We start from the raw sequence: 15,163 nt of genomic DNA on the forward strand, positions 1-15,163 counted from the left end.
ATGATCGGCGTTTCCGTGTCCATCGGCATCTTCGGCCTGCTGCTGGCGCCGCTCCTCGGCTCGGGCAATGTCTGGGGCGTGCTCGGTTTCCTCTGCATCGGCCTTGCCCTCATGGGCATGACCTACGGTCCCCTGGGCACCGCTCTCGCAGCGCCGTTCCCCACCGCCGTCCGCTATACCGGCGCTTCGCTGACCTTCAACCTCGGCGGCATCTTCGGCGCGAGCTTCGCGCCCTATATCGCCACCTGGCTGGCCAGCACCTATGGCCTCCACACCGTCGGCTACTACATGATCATCGCCGCCGTGATCACCTTGATCGCCTTCGGCTTCATCCGTCAGACGTCTGAGTAAGCCGGGCAGGGTAGCGGGCACGTAGCGCCCGCACTCACCGTACGTCATCCATCCCACCGGCCGTCATCCTCGGGCTTGACCCGAGGACACTTCACTTAACGTCGGCGCAGCAAGTATAAAGCCCTCGGGTCAAGCCCGAGGGTGACGATCGGGTAGGGGCAAATTACCCCGCCACCTCCTCCAAAAACCGCGCCCGATACTCGCTCGGGCTGATCCCCACCTTCTGCCGAAAATGATGCCGCAGCGTGTGCGCGCTTCCAAAGCCCACTGCCGCCGCCACATCCTCCATCCCCGGATTGCCCTGGGTAAGAAGGCGCTTCGCCTCGCCAACCCGCTCATCGGCCAGCCAGTCCCCCGGCGATTGCCCCGTCGCCTCGGCAAACCGCCGCAAAAACGTCCGCAGGCTCATCCCCATCTCTTCGGCCATGCGCGCCACGGTCCACTCGGCCCCAAGGCTCCCGCGAACCTCCTCCAGAAGCGGCCCGATCTCCGTGCCCTCCCGCACCCCCACCGGCCGCTCCAGAAACTGCGCCTGCCCACCGGCCCTATGCGCCGGCATCACCAGCCGCCGCGCTACAGAATTGGCCGCCGCAGCCCCAAAATCCTGCCGCACCACGTCGATCAGCAGATCAATCCCGGCCGCACTTCCCGCAGAAGTATGGATCCGATCGTGGATGCGGTAGAGCGAAGCATCATCCACGGAAACATCCGGATACCTCTCCCGCAGCTTCTCGGCATAGCGCCAATGCGTCGTCGCCGTCCCGCCTGACAACAACCCAGTCGCCGCCAGCACAAATGCCCCAGAACAGATCGAAGCCAGCCGCGCCCCCCGCGCATGCGCCACCCTCAATTGCTCCGCCAGCGCCTCGGGCACGGGCGCATCCGCACCCTTCCACCCCGGCACGACAATGATATCCGCCTCGGCCAAAATCTCCGGCCCATGATCGGCCACGACAGTCAGCCCGCCATGCGCCCGCATCGGCCCTTCATCGACGGCGCAACTGGCAAACCGATACCAGTCCTCCCCCATTTCCGGCCGCGACAGCCCAAAAATCTCGGCCACGATGCCGAATTCAAACGTGCAAAGCCCATCATAGAGCAGGGCGACAACAAGGGGACCGGTCAAGTTTGGCATGATATCTACGCATATTGTCATTTGCGCCAATTTTCAATCGGGCAGGGCACTCTTATTCAGGAGGCGAAGGAGAACCACATGCCCACTTCCGTCGCCGCCACCCCCGCCGCTCCCAGCGTCCTCGCCCGCGAACACTTTGCCGCCCAGTTCGCTTTCGAAACAGATTGCTGGGACGTCCACGACGCCCTTTCGAAGGGCCCGGACTTCATCCTCCTCGACGTCCGCAGCCCAGCCATGTTCGCCCGCGGCCACGTCCCCGGCGCCATCAATCTACCCCACGGCAAGATCGTCCGCTCCAGGATGGAAAACTACCCTGCCGAAACCCTCTTCGTAACCTACTGCGCCGGCCCCCACTGCAACGGCGCCGCCCGCGGCGCCCTGCGCCTCGCCGACCTCGGCCGCCCGGTAAAGATCATGGCCGGCGGCGTCACCGGCTGGATCGACGAAGGATTTGAACTGGAAGTGAGCGAGGAAGCGGCGGCCTAGTCACCACCAGCGCTGCCAAACAACCGCCGCACGCACAAATCTCTCCCCTCCAACGTCATAGCCGGGCTCGTCCCGGCAATCCATCTCGCCTCCGCATGGACCACCGGGACAAGCCCGGTGGTGACGACAATCGAGAAATCACAACGCGCTTTTCTCTCCGTTTTCCCGGTGTCATCCCCGCGAAAGCGGGGACCTCCGTTTCAAGACCGGGTTCCCGCTTTCGCGGGAATGACATCGAGCACGGAGATAAAACGTAACTCCGGTCTTACCAATCCACCTGACAAACCACCCCATCAGCCCCAAACTGCATGCTGTCCTTGGTATACTCAAAAATCTCCAGCTTCACCCCACTCGGGTCCGCCAGCCAGCTCTGCCAGGTGTGATCCACCCCCAGCTTCTTGTCGGTAATCGCCACCCCATGCGCCTTGGCATTGGCGATGAACCCGTCAAGATCATCTGTCTCAAAACAGATGTGATTGATCTGGTTGCTCTCCTCGAACCGCGACTCGCCCTTGAGGAACACCTCAACAAACGTCCGATTGCCGAAATCGAGATAAAACCCGATCCGCTGCTCCCCGCGCTTGAAGTCGAACTTCGGCTTGATGCCGATGACATCGCGGTAAAACGCCTCCACTGCGTCCAGGTCCCTGGCAAAAATGCAGGTTTGCGCCACCTGCGTGACGAGTGGTTTAGTCATGGTTCCCCTCCGGATCGAGCGCGCTGGACAGCGCGCACTGACATGTTAGGACAGTGCGCCGGCGCGAGCCAGCCGGAGGAGGACAATTCATGGCACGCATCGTCGTCATCGGGGCCACCGGCCACATCGGAACCTATCTCGTGCCGCGCCTCGTTCGCCTGGGCCACGAAGTCGTCGCCGTCACGCGCGGCACCGCGAAGCCATATCTGCCCGACCCGGCCTGGTCGCAGGTCGAAAACATCACGCTCGATCGAGCCGCGCTCGAAAGGCAGGGCAGTTTCGGCACCACCATCGCCAATCTCCAGGGCGACGTTGTGATCGACAATATCTGCTTCACCCTCGATAGCGCCCGCCAGCTCGTCGAGGCGCTGAAGGGCAACGTCCAGCATTTCCTCCATATCGGCACCATCTGGACCCACGGCATTTCCGAAGTCGTCCCCACGCCCGAAGATGTCACCAAGCGTCCCTTCGGCGAATACGGCATCGAAAAAGCCGCCATCGAGTCCTACCTGCTCGATCTGGCCCGTCGCGAAAATTTCCCGGCAACCATCATTCATCCCGGCCACATCGTCGGCCAGGGCTGGGCGCCGCTCAATCCAGCCGGCCATTTCGATCTTGCCGTGTTCGAAACCATCGCCCGTGGGGAACAACTGGAATTGCCCAATTTCGGCATGGAAACTATCCACCATATCCATGCCGACGACATCGCGGCGCTCCTGATAAACGCCATGACGAACTGGAACGTCGCCGTCGGCGAGGCCTTCCACGCCGTCTCCCCCGGCGCCGTCACGCTCCGCCACTATGCCAACGCCATGTACCGCTACTTCGGCCAAGAGCCCAACTTGGCTTTCGCCTCCTGGAACGAGTGGAAATCGCGCCAGACCGAGGACAATGCCACGGCCACCTGGGAGCACATTTCCCGCAGCCCCAATTGCTCCATCGAAAAGGGGCGGCGCCTCCTCGGCTATGCCCCGCGCTATTCCTCACTGGCTGCCGTCGAGGAGTCGGTCGGCTGGCTGGTCGCCAATGGCCGCATCGGCAAATAGCGGGGCAGGGGCGAGTATTTTTGCGCGCCCCTCTTTCCCTTGTCACAAGTGCAGTCTAGGAGAAGCCGAATAGCCTCGAAACACCGCAGGGAAAGGCCGAAAATGTCCTCAATTATCCACGTCCAGGGTCGCCAGGTTTACGATAGCCGCGGCAACCCCACCGTCGAAGTCGATGTGGTCCTGGATGACGGCAGCTTCGGCCGCGCCGCCGTTCCCTCTGGCGCCTCCACCGGCGCCCACGAAGCCGTCGAACTGCGCGATGGCGGCAAGAAGTACAACGGCAAGGGAGTCACCCAGGCCGTCGAAAACGTCAACACCGCGATCTTTGAAGAAATCCAGGGCATGGATGCCCTCGATCAGCTCGGCGTCGATCAGGCCATGATCGATCTCGATGGCACCCCGAACAAGTCACGCCTCGGCGCCAACGCCATCCTCGGCGTTTCCCTCGCGGTCGCCAAGGCCGCCGCCGAGTCGAGCGAACTGCCGCTCTACCGTTATGTCGGTGGCCCCAACGCCCACGTCCTGCCCGTCCCGATGATGAACATCATCAATGGCGGCGAGCATGCCGATAACCCGATCGACATGCAGGAATTCATGATCCTGCCCGCCGGCGCCGAAAACCTGGCTGATGCCGTCCGCATTGGTTCGGAAATCTTCCACACCCTGAAGAAGGGTCTTTCCGCCGAAGGCCACAACACCAATGTGGGCGACGAAGGCGGCTTTGCGCCGAACCTCGGCTCGGCCGATGAAGCCCTGGGCTTCATCATGCGTTCGATCGAAAAGGCCGGCTACAAGCCCGGCGAGGACATCTTCCTCGGCCTCGATTGCGCCGCCACCGAATATTACAAGAACGGCAAGTACGAAATGGTCGGCGAGGGCAAGTCGCTCTCCTCCGACGAAAACGTCGCCTTCCTAGCCGATCTCGCTGCGCGCTACCCCATCATCACTATCGAAGACGGCATGGCCGAAGACGATTGGGATGGCTGGAAGGCCCTGACCGACGCCATCGGCAAGAAGGTTCAGCTCGTCGGCGACGATCTCTTCGTCACCAACACCCAGCGCCTCGTTTCGGGCATCAAGATGGGCACCGCCAACTCGATCCTCGTCAAGGTCAACCAGATCGGCTCGCTGTCCGAGACCCTGAACGCCGTCGATACCGCGCACCGCGCCGGCTACACCTCGGTCATGTCTCACCGTTCGGGCGAAACCGAAGACTCGACAATCGCCGATCTCGCCGTCGCGCTCAACTGCGGTCAGATCAAGACCGGCTCGCTCTCGCGCTCGGATCGTCTGGCCAAGTACAACCAGCTGATCCGCATCGAAGAGCAGCTCGGCTCCTCGGCCAAGTACGCCGGCTACTCGGTCGTCAAGGGCCGCTAAACAAACTCTGATTTACTGAAAAGGGTCCGGTGCAAACACCGGGCCTTTTTCTTTCTATTCCTCTCCCCCTCGGGGAGAGGGTGGATCGGGCAAAGCCCGAGACGGGTGAGGGTGATCCATCCCCGACCGCAAGCCCAAACAAAAAGGGCCGCGTCACCGCAGCCCCTTTCAATCCTATCGCGTCGACCTCAGTGCTTGAGCGCGTCGCGCGCCTTGTCCTTGAGCTCGCCGGCCTTCTGCTGAACCTTGCCGACGACCTTGTCTGCCTTGCCTTCGGCCTGCAGCTTTTCATTGCCGGTCAGACCACCAGCGGCATCCTTGAGCGCGCCCTTGACCTGCTTGCCAACGCCTTTTGCTTCGTCCTTGTGCATCTTGAGCTCCTGTTGATTGCCCTTGTGGCTAGAGAACGGATCGCCTGATCTTCCGTTCCCGAGGAGCGCTGCTCTTTTCCGTTACTGGAACGCGGTTTCCGCAAAACTGCGCAGCTTGCGCGAGTGCAGCCGCTCCGCCGGCTGGTCCCTCAGAATCTCCATGGCCCTCAGCCCAATCTGCAAATGCCGATTGACCTGCGTGCGATAGAAATCCGAGGCCATGCCCGGCAGTTTCAGCTCGCCATGCAGCGGCTTGTCCGAAACACACAGCAGCGTCCCATAGGGCACGCGGAACCGGAACCCGTTCGCCGCAATCGTCGCGCTCTCCATATCAAGCGCCACGGCGCGGCTCTGGCTCAATTGCCGCACGATCTCCGTCTGGTCCCGAAGCTCCCAGTTGCGATTGTCAAACGTCGCCACTGTCCCGGTGCGCATGATTTTCTTGGTCTCTATCCCCTCGGTCTGGGTGATCTCCTCCACCGCCTGCTCCAGCGCCACCTGCACCTCGGCCAGCGCCGGCACCGGCACTGTCAGCGGCAGGTCGGCATCAAGCACGTGGTCCTCGCGCACATAGGCATGCGCCAGCACATAATCCCCCAGCTCCTGACTATTCCGCAGCCCTGCGCAATGCCCCAGCATGATCCAGGCATGCGGACGCAGCACCGCGATATGGTCGGTAATCGTCTTCGCATTGGCCGGCCCAACGCCGATATTGACCATCGTAATGCCACGCCCACGATCGCCCACCAGATGATAGGCCGGCATCTGCGGCACCCGCGGCGGCGGCGACCCGGTCACCGCGCCCCCGGTCAGCGCATTGTCGGTCGACACATTCCCCGGCTCGATAAACCGCTGATAGTGCGCATGCCCGTCCGCCATCCACGCCTTCGCCACCCGGCAGAATTCGTCGATGTAAAACTGGTAGTTCGTGAAGATCACGAAATTCTGGAAATGCTCGGCCGCCGTGCCGGTATAGTGCGCCAGCCGGAACAGTGAATAGTCCACCCGCGGCGCCGTAAAAGCCGAAAGCGGGTAGGGCCCGCCCCGCGGCGGCACATAGGTGCCATTGGCAATTTCGTCGTCGGTATTGGCCAGGTCCGGCGCGTCGAACACATCGCGCAGCGGAATCCCCAGCGCATTCAGCGCCGCGCCATCAACATGCTCATGCGGCGGCAGCGCAAAGTGCAGCGGGATCGGCGTATCGCTCTCGCCCACGTCGATCGTGCCGCCATGATTGTGCAGCAGCACGGTGAACTGTTCCTCGAAATAGGTCTTGAACAGTTCCGGCGCTGTCACGGTCGTCCGGTAGATGCCCGGCGTATGCAGATACCCATAGGGCAGGGTGCTTTCGTGCTTGGAGTAGCTCGTCGAGCGCACTTCCACCTGCGGATAGCAGGCCCGTACACGGCCTTGCGGAATTTCCCCCCGCGTCAGTCTCGCCAGTTGGTCGCTGATAAAATCGCAGTTCCGATGATAGATGTGGGCGATATGCTTCCAGGCCGCTTCGGGATCGGTAAAGCTCTGGGTCTCGAGGCGCGGCGGGCTAATCGTCGTCATGTACCATCCTCATCTGCCGGTCACATTCGGCCGGCGGGCGCTCATTGGAATCGCACCGGTTTGACCGTTCACTATAGGGGCGGCATGACACCTTCTCAACGGAGCTGCGGGGCCCCCGTTACAGACTTCACACTTCGGTGAGCTGTACTTTTCTTGCCGCAATTGTCTCCCATCTTCCACACAGTTCATCGGCAACTGCAAACGACCCATGCACCGGTGAGCAGGATATGGTTGGCCGCTTGTCCCCCAAGCCCTCAACAGCGCGGCGGATCATGTCCCCCAAGGCCGTCCGGCAGAGATGTCGGACGGTCTTTTCTTTTCTTGTTCTCGCTGAGAAATTCATCCGCCATTCATGCCGGGGCAACGAAGGTCAAAGCCTTCAGGAGGATATCTCACATGGACGCTCGGATGCTATTCGCGGCCGCTATTGCAGCCACCAGCCTCGTTGCCTCATCCGCGCTTGCGGAGGAGTGCAGGGCCGCTGTGCCGCCCGTGCAGGCCAATGAAATATTTGGCGATCTGGCCCTTTACGATTTTGGCGACAGCATGGAGCTGCAGATCGATACGCCAACCCAGCCATCCGGCCTTTTGTTTAACGTGCAGATCGATGGGGAAGATCGCGAAGACATCATCGTCACGCCCGGCCTCGACGACATTCTGCTCAGCGTCATGCCCGCCAGCGGTGAAATCTCCGTCGACCTCGCCTTCCTGTCTGAAATCTTGAAGGGCGAAACTTTCCAGGTCACCGGTTACAACACCGACAGCAGCATTGTCGCCGTTGCGAGCTATGATATGGCCGCACTGGCGATAGAGCTTGGCAACTGCGGCATGCGATAACCTGGCCGGGCAGGGGCTGAAAACAACAGCTCGAATCACAATATGCGATTTGAGCTATCGCGCCGCGCCTTGGTATCGGGGCTCATAGACAATATCGGAGACCGACGCCGTGAGCGTAGCCTTCACCAAGGAAGACAGTGCCGAAACCGCCTCGGAATCCGTCCTTCCCGATCGCCCCATTCCACCCGGCCTCAATCTCGTGACCGAAGCCGGCCTCAAGGCGCTGGAACTTCAGGTGCAGTCCGCCCGCACCGCCTTCGAAGCGGCCCAGACACAGGAAGACATCAACGAGCGCCGCCGCCAGTCCGCCGTGCCGCTCCGCGATCTCCGCTATTTCTCCGAGCGCCTCCGTACCGCCCAGCTCGTGCCCGCACCCGCAACGTCCGAAACCGTCGCCTTTGGCAGCACGGTCACCTTCAGCCGCGAAGACGGCCGCGTGCAGACCTACCGCATCGTCGGCGAAGATGAAGCCGACCCCAAATCCGGCACCATCTCCCACGCCTCCCCAATCGCCCAAGCCCTCCTCGGCAAGAGCGTCGACGACATCGCCACCCTCGGCGCGCAGGAACTGGAAATCATCAAGATAGGCTGAACAACGCCGAACTTGTCCCCGCCGCCACTATCCCCCCAGTCGTCACCCTCGGGCTTGACCCGAGGGCTCTGCACTTCTGCGCCATCGCCAAGTGAAGTGTCCTCGGGTCGAGCCCGAGGATGACGTACGGTGATGGTCCAGCCTTCACCCATAAGTCTTCCTCAACTCCACCACCGACATCTCCGCCAGCTCCCGCAACACCCCAAGATCCACATCGCTCAGCCGCTTCACATAGAGACAAGCCTTGCCCATGCGGTGCTTCCCGAGCCGTGCCAGCAGCGCCTCGCGCTTCTCGGCCACATCCGGCAAATACGTCCCCATCAGATAAATACTGAACTCGGCCTTCCGCGGCGCAAAGCCGACCAGGAAGCTGTCACCCTCGTGCCCCGTCTCATACCGATAATGGTACTGCCCAAAGCCAACCATCGTCCCCCAGAGCACGGCAGGCTCCCCGCTAACCTCCGCCATCAGCGAAACCAGCGCCAACGCATCCGTCCGTTTCGCCTCGTCCTCGATCGCCGCAAGGAAGGCCGCCACGTCTCCGGTACCCGCTCGCGTCTTCTGTTCGGCCATGGCCCACCTCTTTCAAAATGGCAGCCATGACCCGCAAAGCAATGGACGGATCATGGCGCATCCCTTATGTCGAAGCCGAAACGCGGGAGCACCTTCCCGCGCCTCTAAATCCCTAAGAAAACGAGGCCACTATGACCGCAAAAATCATCGACGGAAAACTCTTTGCCGAGAATCTGCGCGGTCGTATCGCGGGCCACGTCCAGCGCTTGAAGACCGAGCACGGCATCACTCCCGGCCTCGCCGTCGTCATTGTCGGCCACGATCCGGCCAGCCAGGTCTATGTGTCCAACAAGGCCAAGCAGACCGCCGAAGTCGGCATGAATTCGTTCAAGCACGAACTGCCCGAGGATGTCTCCGAAGCCGATCTGCTGGCACTCGTCGCGAAGCTCAATGCCGACCCAGCCGTCCACGGCATCCTCGTTCAGTTGCCAGTGCCAAAGCACATCGACCCTAACAAGGTCATCGAAGCCATCGACCCCATGAAGGACGTCGACAGTTTTACGCCTGCCAATGTCGGCAAGGTCCAGATCGGCCTGCCGGGCCCGGTCTCTTGCACGCCGCTCGGCTCGCTCATGCTGCTGCGCGATCACTTGGGAAAACTCGAAGGCAAGAACGCCGTCATCATCGGTCGCTCCAACCTTGTCGGCAAACCGATGATGCAGCTCCTCCTGCGCGACAATTGCACCGTCACCGTCGCCCATTCGAAGACCCAAAACCTCGCCGATGTCGTCCGTCAGGCCGATATCGTCGTCGCCGCCGTCGGTCGTCCTGAAATGGTGAGGGGTGATTGGCTCAAGCCCGGCGCTGTCGTTATCGACGTCGGCATCAATCGCGTCCCGGCTCCCGAAAAGGGCGAGGGCAAGACCAAGCTCGTCGGCGACGTCCACTTCGCCTCCGCCGTGGAAGTCGCTGGCGCCATCACCCCGGTTCCCGGCGGCGTCGGCCCCATGACCATCGCCTGCCTCCTTGCCAACACCATCACCACCGCCTCGCTCATCAACGGCCTCGTGCCCCCGAGCGATCTCACGGCATGAGCCAGACCTCTCTCGACCTGGGCGACGAAGCCGCCCACGATCCCGGCGGCAAGGTGCGTCTGCGCCTTGGCGCCGGCGTCCATGGCGATGCGGTCATGAGCGAAGACGGCCGCTACCGCCAGCTCATGCGCCGCTGGCTGGGCGACACGTTCCCGGAAAACTACATCCTCTTCATCGGCATGAATCCCTCGACCGCCGATGCCACAGTGGACGACCCCACCTGCGCCCGCGAATGGACTTTTGCCCGCCGCGAGGGTTTTTCGGCCATGGTCAAATGCAATGTCGGCGACTATCGCGCCACCGACCCAAAATCATTGCTTCTGCCCGGCACGGTGGCCGTCTCACCTGCCAACCTCCCCGCCATCCGAATAGCCGCCAATGGGGCAGGGCGCATCGTCCTCTGCCACGGCAAGCTCAACAAAGCCCTCGCCCCCGCCGGTCGCGAACTGGTGGAAACCCTGCGCGCCGACAACCTCGACCTCTGGTGCTTCGGCACCAATGCCGACGGCTCGCCGAAACACCCCCTCTATCTCCGCGCCGACACCGCCCTCATCCCGTTCTCTGCCTAAATCTCAAGCCAGCTCTCGCCTTCCTCCGGCGGCCATGGCAGCTTGGTTTGGCCATCGGGGGATCAGTCATGAAACGGCTCGCCGCCATCTTCGCAGCCATCGGGTTGACCATATCCGCCGCCGCCGCGGTGGACCTCCCGCCCGCGGGTGCCCGCTATGACTCCCAACTGGGCGGCGCCTACGCACCACCTGAAGGTACCAAAATCGTCAGCCGCGACCGCACCGACGCTGCAGCGCCCGGCCTCTACAACATCTGCTATGTGAACGCCTTCCAGACCCAGGCGGTGGAAACCAAGTGGTGGCTATCCAACCACCCCGATCTTCTCCTCGCCGGTGCCAACGGCCGCCCCTTGGAAGATCCCAACTGGCCGGGCGAATTCCTTCTCGACACCAGCACGCCCGAAAAGCGCGCCGCACTCGCCGCCATCGTGGAAGGCTGGTTCGAAGGCTGCAGAAAATCCGGCTTCCAGGCCATCGAAGCCGATAACCTCGACACCTATTCCCGTTCCGACGGCCGCCTGACCAAGGCCGACAATCTCGCCTACGCACAGCTCCTCGCTGAAATCGCCGCCCGCAACGGCCTCGCCCTGGCCCAGAAAAACGCCGCCGAACTTCTCGGCTCTGCCAAACGCGCCGGCTTTTCCTTCGCCATCGTCGAATCCTGCGAGGTTTACGACGAGTGTCAGGATTTCACCTCCGTCTACGGCAACCACGTTATCGAGATCGAATACACCGACACCGACCGCGCCTATTTCGACAGCGCCTGTCGCGAGCGGGGCGGCAAGATATCCATCATCCTCCGCGACCGCGGCCTCCAGACACCCTCGCGATCCCAATACGCCTACGAAGCCTGCTGACTTGCCCCGGCGCTCCTCTTCCTCCATCTCTGAGGGAGGGAGGAACACAATGCAGATCATCATCACGCCAGCGCAAAAGTCCTGGCCGCGCGATTTCCAGCACCTCAAGGCCGAACTGCTGACCCTCAGCCCACCCGGCGCCTATATCCACCACATCGGCTCCACCGCCGTCCCTGATCTTGCCGCCAAGGACATCATCGACATCCAGATCACCGTCGATGATCTCACAGCGGTCGACCCCGCCGGCTTCCTCGCCGCCGGCCACCGCCAAAGCGAACACACGTCGGATCACTGCCCGCCCGGCATGGACCTCGCGCCTGCCGATCTTGCCAAACACCTCTTCGTCGTCCTGACCCCGCGCCGAGCCCACGTCCACATCCGCCGCCGCGGCGCCTTCAACCAGCAATTCCCCCTGATCTGCCGCGACTACCTGCGTTCCCACCCGGTCACCGCCAAAGCCTACGAACAGATCAAGCAACGCCTCGCCGCCTTCTTCCCCGAAGACCAGGACGCCTATTACGACATCAAGGACCCCGTCTTCGACATCATCCACGAAGGCGCCATGGAATGGGCAACGCGCGTAAACTGGACCGAAGCCGCGCCCGACTGATGGATAACCTCGAGACCCACGTTGAAGTCCGTCGGCCCTGGCGTGCCGGCGAAACCCTATTCCTCCTCGGCCCCGGCGGCGTCGGCAAGTCGACCTTGGGTCGCGAACTCGCCAAAATCCTCAACTGGCCACTGATCGACCTCGATCTGGAGTTCTGCAACCGCCTCGACGTGATCGGCCGCTTCATTGATCAGCACGGCTACCAGCGCTACCGCGCCGAAAACCTCGACTTGGCCAAAAACCTGCTGTCAGAAAGCACCGACCCCCGGATCTTCGTCACCCCCTCGGGCTTCCTCGCCGCCCCCGCCGGCACACCTGACAATACCGAAGCGCGCCGCCTGATCTCCACCGGCTACGGCATCGTCCTCCTGCCAAGCCTCGACGTCGAGATCGCCACCCCACTCGTCGTGGAACGCCAACTCCAACGCGGCTTCGGTCTCGAACGAGCCTCAGAGGACCAAAAATTCCGCGACCGCTTCCCGATCCTCCTCAACGAAGGCGACGCCCTGATCATATCCCAGGACCAACCAGCCCTGATCGCCTCTACCCTCGTTGACGCACTGGCTCTGCCTCTCGCCGTGAGCTGACTGGGGACGCAAACGCCCCCAGCCCACGACCGCTCACCCCGCGTTGGCCACCTTCAACACCTCCACGCTATGCGCCGCGCCGCTCGCATCGACCCAGGCAATGATCTGCCCCGGCCGCAGCCCCAGCAGCGCCGCGCCATGCTTTGATGTCACCGATAGCCGATAAGCCTCCCGTCCACCGACCTGTTCAGGCAGCACCAGCTTGATCGTCCACTCTTCGCCCGAAGCCACCCGAAACCGCACCACGCTCCCAAGCCGGACAATGTCGGCTGGCAGCAGCGTGTCCTCGACGATCACCGCCCGATCGAGCTCATAGAGCAAAAAATCCACCTGATCGGAATCCTGCTCCACATCGATCAGCGCCGCAGTGGTCAGCCGCCTATGCTCCCGCGCCCCGATCATGATGTCAGGCGATTGCGACCAGTCCTTCAGCGAAAGCGTCGTCATCTTGCTTCGCCTCCGGTTCGCCTGTCAGGCGCATCGAACAGATGCTCGGGCAGGGCCTTTGGACCATCATAATCCCGGTGACACCAAGGGCACCGCCGTGCCGCCCGTGGCCGCGGACCGGCACAAGACCGGCAAAATCTAAGCGCTGGCATGTCCCACCCTCACATCTGCGAGGATCGGGCAAAGGCCTGCAGCAAATGCTGCCGCTCTTCGAGCGAAGCCAGCCGCACCGTCATGGTCTCGGTCTTGATCGGCGTCTGCGGCGGCAGGCTATAGCGCACGGCCGGCGCATGCTGCTCGGCCCAGTCCTTGAACCGGCTGAGCTTGTTCCCGCCGCTGATGGGCAGGGTCACGGAATACTTGAAGGTCATCGCAATTATCTCGAGGCAAGCATGCCAAAACGCACCCGCGATCCGCAGACGTCATCAGGCATGAAAATGTATGGGATTGGTTAGAGCCTCCTGGTGCCGCTCTTGCCTAAAAGGCAGGTAGCAACACCAGGCAATCAAAGTGCCGGGCGATGACCGTCGCGTGTCCGTGGGACGAAAATGAAATCCGTGCTCATGCCGGCCATCATGGCCATATCCCCCGCAAAGTCAAATTCACGGCCGAAACCGGGTTTACCGCTCGTTTACCTAAATCCGCGCAATGCGGCTCCGAATGCTAACAGTCTGTCAGCATTAACGTCCCCTCAACCAGCCCGACGACATTTTGCGAAGAACTATACGCGCGCTGTGTAAAACGCGTGCGCCCTGAACCAAGCGTGTTGAGTAAAGAGTACCGTGACCACTTGGCGCAATCTCGTCCGCACAGTCGCCCTGTGCGCGCTTATCGCCCCCGCCCTTGCTGCCTGTATGGGTGGCGGAGGAGGCCTCGGCGCCACCGTCAAGCGCGGTGCCTTTACCTCCAAGGAATATGGCGTCGCCGTCTCCCCGCGCGTCACCAATGATCCCAATCCGCCGCGTGGCGGTGGCCGCTACCAAGTCGGTCAGCCCTACACCGTGCGCGGAAAAACCTATGTGCCGCAGCACGATCCGAACTATCAGGCCTCCGGCACCGCCTCCTGGTACGGCTCCGATTTCCACGGCCGCCGCACGGCAAATGGCGAAATCTTCTCGGCCAATGCCATCACCGGCGCCCATCCGACGCTGCCGCTGCCGTCCTATGTCCGCGTGACCAACCAGGACAACGGTCGCTCCCTGATCGTCCGCATCAACGATCGCGGCCCATATGTCGCCGGCCGCGTCGTCGATCTGTCCCATCAGGCTGCCGCCATGCTCGGCTACGTCAACACTGGCTCGGCCAACGTCCAGGTCCAGTATGTCGGCGCCGCCCCCCTCGAAGGCGACGACACCCGCACTCTCATGGCCAGCTATTCCGGCCCGAACGATTTCGACACCGGCAACATCCGCGTCGCTTCAGCCGAGAGCAATCGCAGCCTTGTCGGCATGACCACCAATTTTATCAGTGGCTTGTTCTCATACGCTGACTCGACACCTCAGGAAGTCGACGCCGGCATCGGCACAGCCTTCGCCGCTGTCAACTCCATGGCTTCCGGCACTCCGGACCTGCAGGCCTGGGCCAAGAGCGTCGATGCCGATAGCCGCGCGTTCAAGCTCGGCCTCGGCACCTTCTCCAACCCGACCAACGCGATCGCACTCGCCGAACGCTTTGCCATTCTCGGTGCGGTCGATGAAGAGCAGGTGCTGGTCAATGGTCACCCGGCAACCCGTCTCACTCTCAGCTATTTGAAGCCCGGCGCCACAAAAGATGACGCGCTCGCACTGGCGCGAGAACTTGGACTTGGCGACATAATTCTGTACTAAAATACGGTCTGTCGCCGAGCCGAATCCGGCCAGGACGGCCGAAATGCAAGGTACTGCCCGTGAGACTGCTTCTCGCCCTGCTCATCGCTTTCGCCAGTGCCTTTCCCGCTCTGGCGCAGGCAAATTTTGAGACCAATGCCCGCTTTGCGGTGCTGATGGACTATGAATCGGGCACGGTGATTTTCCAGAAGGATGCCGACGCACGGCT

18 protein-coding genes and 1 pseudogene are annotated in these 15,163 nt (G+C 62.2%); 12 read left to right on the forward strand and 7 right to left on the reverse strand.

The genetic code is table 11. The features are described from left to right. A pseudogene (locus ABW043_RS15635) lies at positions 1–351 on the forward strand (MFS transporter); the annotation flags it as partial. Between the two features lie 163 nt (positions 352–514). Here the strand turns inward: ABW043_RS15635 and ftrA are convergent. Next, the gene (gene ftrA / locus ABW043_RS15640; RefSeq protein WP_353922128.1) at positions 515–1,486 is read right to left on the reverse strand and encodes a transcriptional regulator FtrA; all 972 of its coding nucleotides are present in this window, start codon (positions 1,484–1,486) and stop codon (positions 515–517) included. Between the two features lie 78 nt (positions 1,487–1,564). On the opposite strand from ftrA, the gene ABW043_RS15645 reads away from it, so the two are divergent. After that, positions 1,565–1,972 (forward strand): rhodanese-like domain-containing protein, encoded by a 408-nt coding sequence (locus tag ABW043_RS15645; protein ID WP_353922129.1) that lies wholly within the window; start codon positions 1,565–1,567, stop codon positions 1,970–1,972. A gap of 265 nt (positions 1,973–2,237) precedes the next feature. Here ABW043_RS15645 and ABW043_RS15650 read toward each other — a convergent pair whose 3' ends face one another. Beyond that, positions 2,238–2,669, reverse strand: coding sequence for a VOC family protein (locus ABW043_RS15650; protein WP_353922130.1), 432 nt, complete (start codon positions 2,667–2,669; stop codon positions 2,238–2,240). Positions 2,670–2,758: 89 nt separating this feature from the next. On the opposite strand from ABW043_RS15650, the gene ABW043_RS15655 reads away from it, so the two are divergent. Next, positions 2,759–3,715, forward strand: coding sequence for an NAD-dependent epimerase/dehydratase family protein (locus tag ABW043_RS15655; RefSeq protein WP_353922131.1), 957 nt, complete (start codon positions 2,759–2,761; stop codon positions 3,713–3,715). 102 nt (positions 3,716–3,817) lie between these two features. Next, positions 3,818–5,095 (forward strand): phosphopyruvate hydratase, encoded by a 1,278-nt coding sequence (gene eno, locus ABW043_RS15660; RefSeq protein ID WP_353922132.1) that lies wholly within the window; start codon positions 3,818–3,820, stop codon positions 5,093–5,095. Between the two features lie 188 nt (positions 5,096–5,283). On the opposite strand, the gene ABW043_RS15665 is transcribed toward eno, so the two are convergent. Then, positions 5,284–5,466, reverse strand: coding sequence for a CsbD family protein (locus ABW043_RS15665; protein ID WP_353922133.1), 183 nt, complete (start codon positions 5,464–5,466; stop codon positions 5,284–5,286). A gap of 81 nt (positions 5,467–5,547) precedes the next feature. Further along, positions 5,548–7,023 carry an AMP nucleosidase gene (locus ABW043_RS15670; RefSeq protein WP_353922134.1) on the reverse strand — a complete coding sequence of 492 codons (1,476 nt, stop codon included), beginning with the start codon at positions 7,021–7,023 and terminating at the stop codon, positions 5,548–5,550. Between the two features lie 396 nt (positions 7,024–7,419). Between ABW043_RS15670 and ABW043_RS15675 the strand changes: the two genes are divergently transcribed. Then, complete coding sequence (locus tag ABW043_RS15675; RefSeq protein ID WP_353922135.1) at positions 7,420–7,860, forward strand: hypothetical protein; 441 nt, start codon at positions 7,420–7,422, stop codon at positions 7,858–7,860. A gap of 109 nt (positions 7,861–7,969) precedes the next feature. Then, a complete protein-coding gene (gene greA / locus ABW043_RS15680) occupies positions 7,970–8,452 on the forward strand; it encodes a transcription elongation factor GreA (RefSeq protein ID WP_353922136.1) in 483 nt (160 codons plus the stop codon). 144 nt (positions 8,453–8,596) lie between these two features. Here greA and ABW043_RS15685 read toward each other — a convergent pair whose 3' ends face one another. Further along, positions 8,597–9,025, reverse strand: coding sequence for a DUF1801 domain-containing protein (locus ABW043_RS15685; protein ID WP_353922137.1), 429 nt, complete (start codon positions 9,023–9,025; stop codon positions 8,597–8,599). Positions 9,026–9,156: 131 nt separating this feature from the next. Here ABW043_RS15685 and folD point away from each other — a divergent pair, with 131 nt between their 5' ends. The 5 genes from folD (at position 9,157) to ABW043_RS15710 (ending at position 12,682) form a co-directional block, all read left to right on the forward strand. Continuing rightward, positions 9,157–10,059 carry a bifunctional methylenetetrahydrofolate dehydrogenase/methenyltetrahydrofolate cyclohydrolase FolD gene (gene folD, locus ABW043_RS15690; protein ID WP_353922138.1) on the forward strand — a complete coding sequence of 301 codons (903 nt, stop codon included), beginning with the start codon at positions 9,157–9,159 and terminating at the stop codon, positions 10,057–10,059. Then, on the forward strand, positions 10,056–10,628 hold the full coding sequence (locus ABW043_RS15695) for a DUF1643 domain-containing protein (protein WP_353922139.1): 573 nt from the start codon (positions 10,056–10,058) through the stop codon (positions 10,626–10,628). Before folD ends, ABW043_RS15695 begins: the two co-directional genes overlap by 4 nt. A gap of 68 nt (positions 10,629–10,696) precedes the next feature. Next, a complete protein-coding gene (locus ABW043_RS15700) occupies positions 10,697–11,485 on the forward strand; it encodes an endo alpha-1,4 polygalactosaminidase (RefSeq protein ID WP_353922140.1) in 789 nt (262 codons plus the stop codon). Positions 11,486–11,534: 49 nt separating this feature from the next. Then, a complete protein-coding gene (locus tag ABW043_RS15705; RefSeq protein ID WP_353922141.1) occupies positions 11,535–12,095 on the forward strand; it encodes a GrpB family protein in 561 nt (186 codons plus the stop codon). Further along, positions 12,095–12,682, forward strand: a complete 588-nt coding sequence (locus ABW043_RS15710; protein WP_353922142.1) for a shikimate kinase — start codon at positions 12,095–12,097, stop codon at positions 12,680–12,682. The genes ABW043_RS15705 and ABW043_RS15710 overlap by 1 nt, the downstream gene beginning before the upstream one ends. Positions 12,683–12,715: 33 nt before the next feature. Here the strand turns inward: ABW043_RS15710 and ABW043_RS15715 are convergent, their stop codons facing one another. Then, the gene (locus ABW043_RS15715; RefSeq protein ID WP_353922143.1) at positions 12,716–13,129 is read right to left on the reverse strand and encodes a GreA/GreB family elongation factor; all 414 of its coding nucleotides are present in this window, start codon (positions 13,127–13,129) and stop codon (positions 12,716–12,718) included. Between the two features lie 161 nt (positions 13,130–13,290). Further along, positions 13,291–13,500 (reverse strand): hypothetical protein, encoded by a 210-nt coding sequence (locus ABW043_RS15720; protein WP_353922144.1) that lies wholly within the window; start codon positions 13,498–13,500, stop codon positions 13,291–13,293. Between the two features lie 411 nt (positions 13,501–13,911). On the opposite strand from ABW043_RS15720, the gene ABW043_RS15725 reads away from it, so the two are divergent. Continuing rightward, entirely contained in the window at positions 13,912–14,955 is a 1,044-nt protein-coding gene (locus tag ABW043_RS15725) for a septal ring lytic transglycosylase RlpA family protein (RefSeq protein WP_502908656.1), read from the forward strand. The last annotated feature ends 208 nt before the right edge of the window (positions 14,956–15,163 follow it).

This window comes from Devosia sp. (assembly GCF_040509215.1).
Lineage (GTDB): Bacteria > Pseudomonadota > Alphaproteobacteria > Rhizobiales > Devosiaceae > Devosia.

Coding starts and splice junctions, on each gene's coding strand:
- ftrA (WP_353922128.1), bottom strand. CDS start 1,486: ATGCCAAACTTGACCGGTCCCCTTGTTGTCGCCCTGCTCTATGATGGG.
- ABW043_RS15645 (WP_353922129.1), top strand. CDS start 1,565: ATGCCCACTTCCGTCGCCGCCACCCCCGCCGCTCCCAGCGTCCTCGCC.
- ABW043_RS15650 (WP_353922130.1), bottom strand. CDS start 2,669: ATGACTAAACCACTCGTCACGCAGGTGGCGCAAACCTGCATTTTTGCC.
- ABW043_RS15655 (WP_353922131.1), top strand. CDS start 2,759: ATGGCACGCATCGTCGTCATCGGGGCCACCGGCCACATCGGAACCTAT.
- eno (WP_353922132.1), top strand. CDS start 3,818: ATGTCCTCAATTATCCACGTCCAGGGTCGCCAGGTTTACGATAGCCGC.
- ABW043_RS15665 (WP_353922133.1), bottom strand. CDS start 5,466: ATGCACAAGGACGAAGCAAAAGGCGTTGGCAAGCAGGTCAAGGGCGCG.
- ABW043_RS15670 (WP_353922134.1), bottom strand. CDS start 7,023: ATGACGACGATTAGCCCGCCGCGCCTCGAGACCCAGAGCTTTACCGAT.
- ABW043_RS15675 (WP_353922135.1), top strand. CDS start 7,420: ATGGACGCTCGGATGCTATTCGCGGCCGCTATTGCAGCCACCAGCCTC.
- ABW043_RS15685 (WP_353922137.1), bottom strand. CDS start 9,025: ATGGCCGAACAGAAGACGCGAGCGGGTACCGGAGACGTGGCGGCCTTC.
- folD (WP_353922138.1), top strand. CDS start 9,157: ATGACCGCAAAAATCATCGACGGAAAACTCTTTGCCGAGAATCTGCGC.
- ABW043_RS15695 (WP_353922139.1), top strand. CDS start 10,056: ATGAGCCAGACCTCTCTCGACCTGGGCGACGAAGCCGCCCACGATCCC.
- ABW043_RS15700 (WP_353922140.1), top strand. CDS start 10,697: ATGAAACGGCTCGCCGCCATCTTCGCAGCCATCGGGTTGACCATATCC.
- ABW043_RS15705 (WP_353922141.1), top strand. CDS start 11,535: ATGCAGATCATCATCACGCCAGCGCAAAAGTCCTGGCCGCGCGATTTC.
- ABW043_RS15710 (WP_353922142.1), top strand. CDS start 12,095: ATGGATAACCTCGAGACCCACGTTGAAGTCCGTCGGCCCTGGCGTGCC.
- ABW043_RS15715 (WP_353922143.1), bottom strand. CDS start 13,129: ATGACGACGCTTTCGCTGAAGGACTGGTCGCAATCGCCTGACATCATG.
- ABW043_RS15720 (WP_353922144.1), bottom strand. CDS start 13,500: ATGACCTTCAAGTATTCCGTGACCCTGCCCATCAGCGGCGGGAACAAG.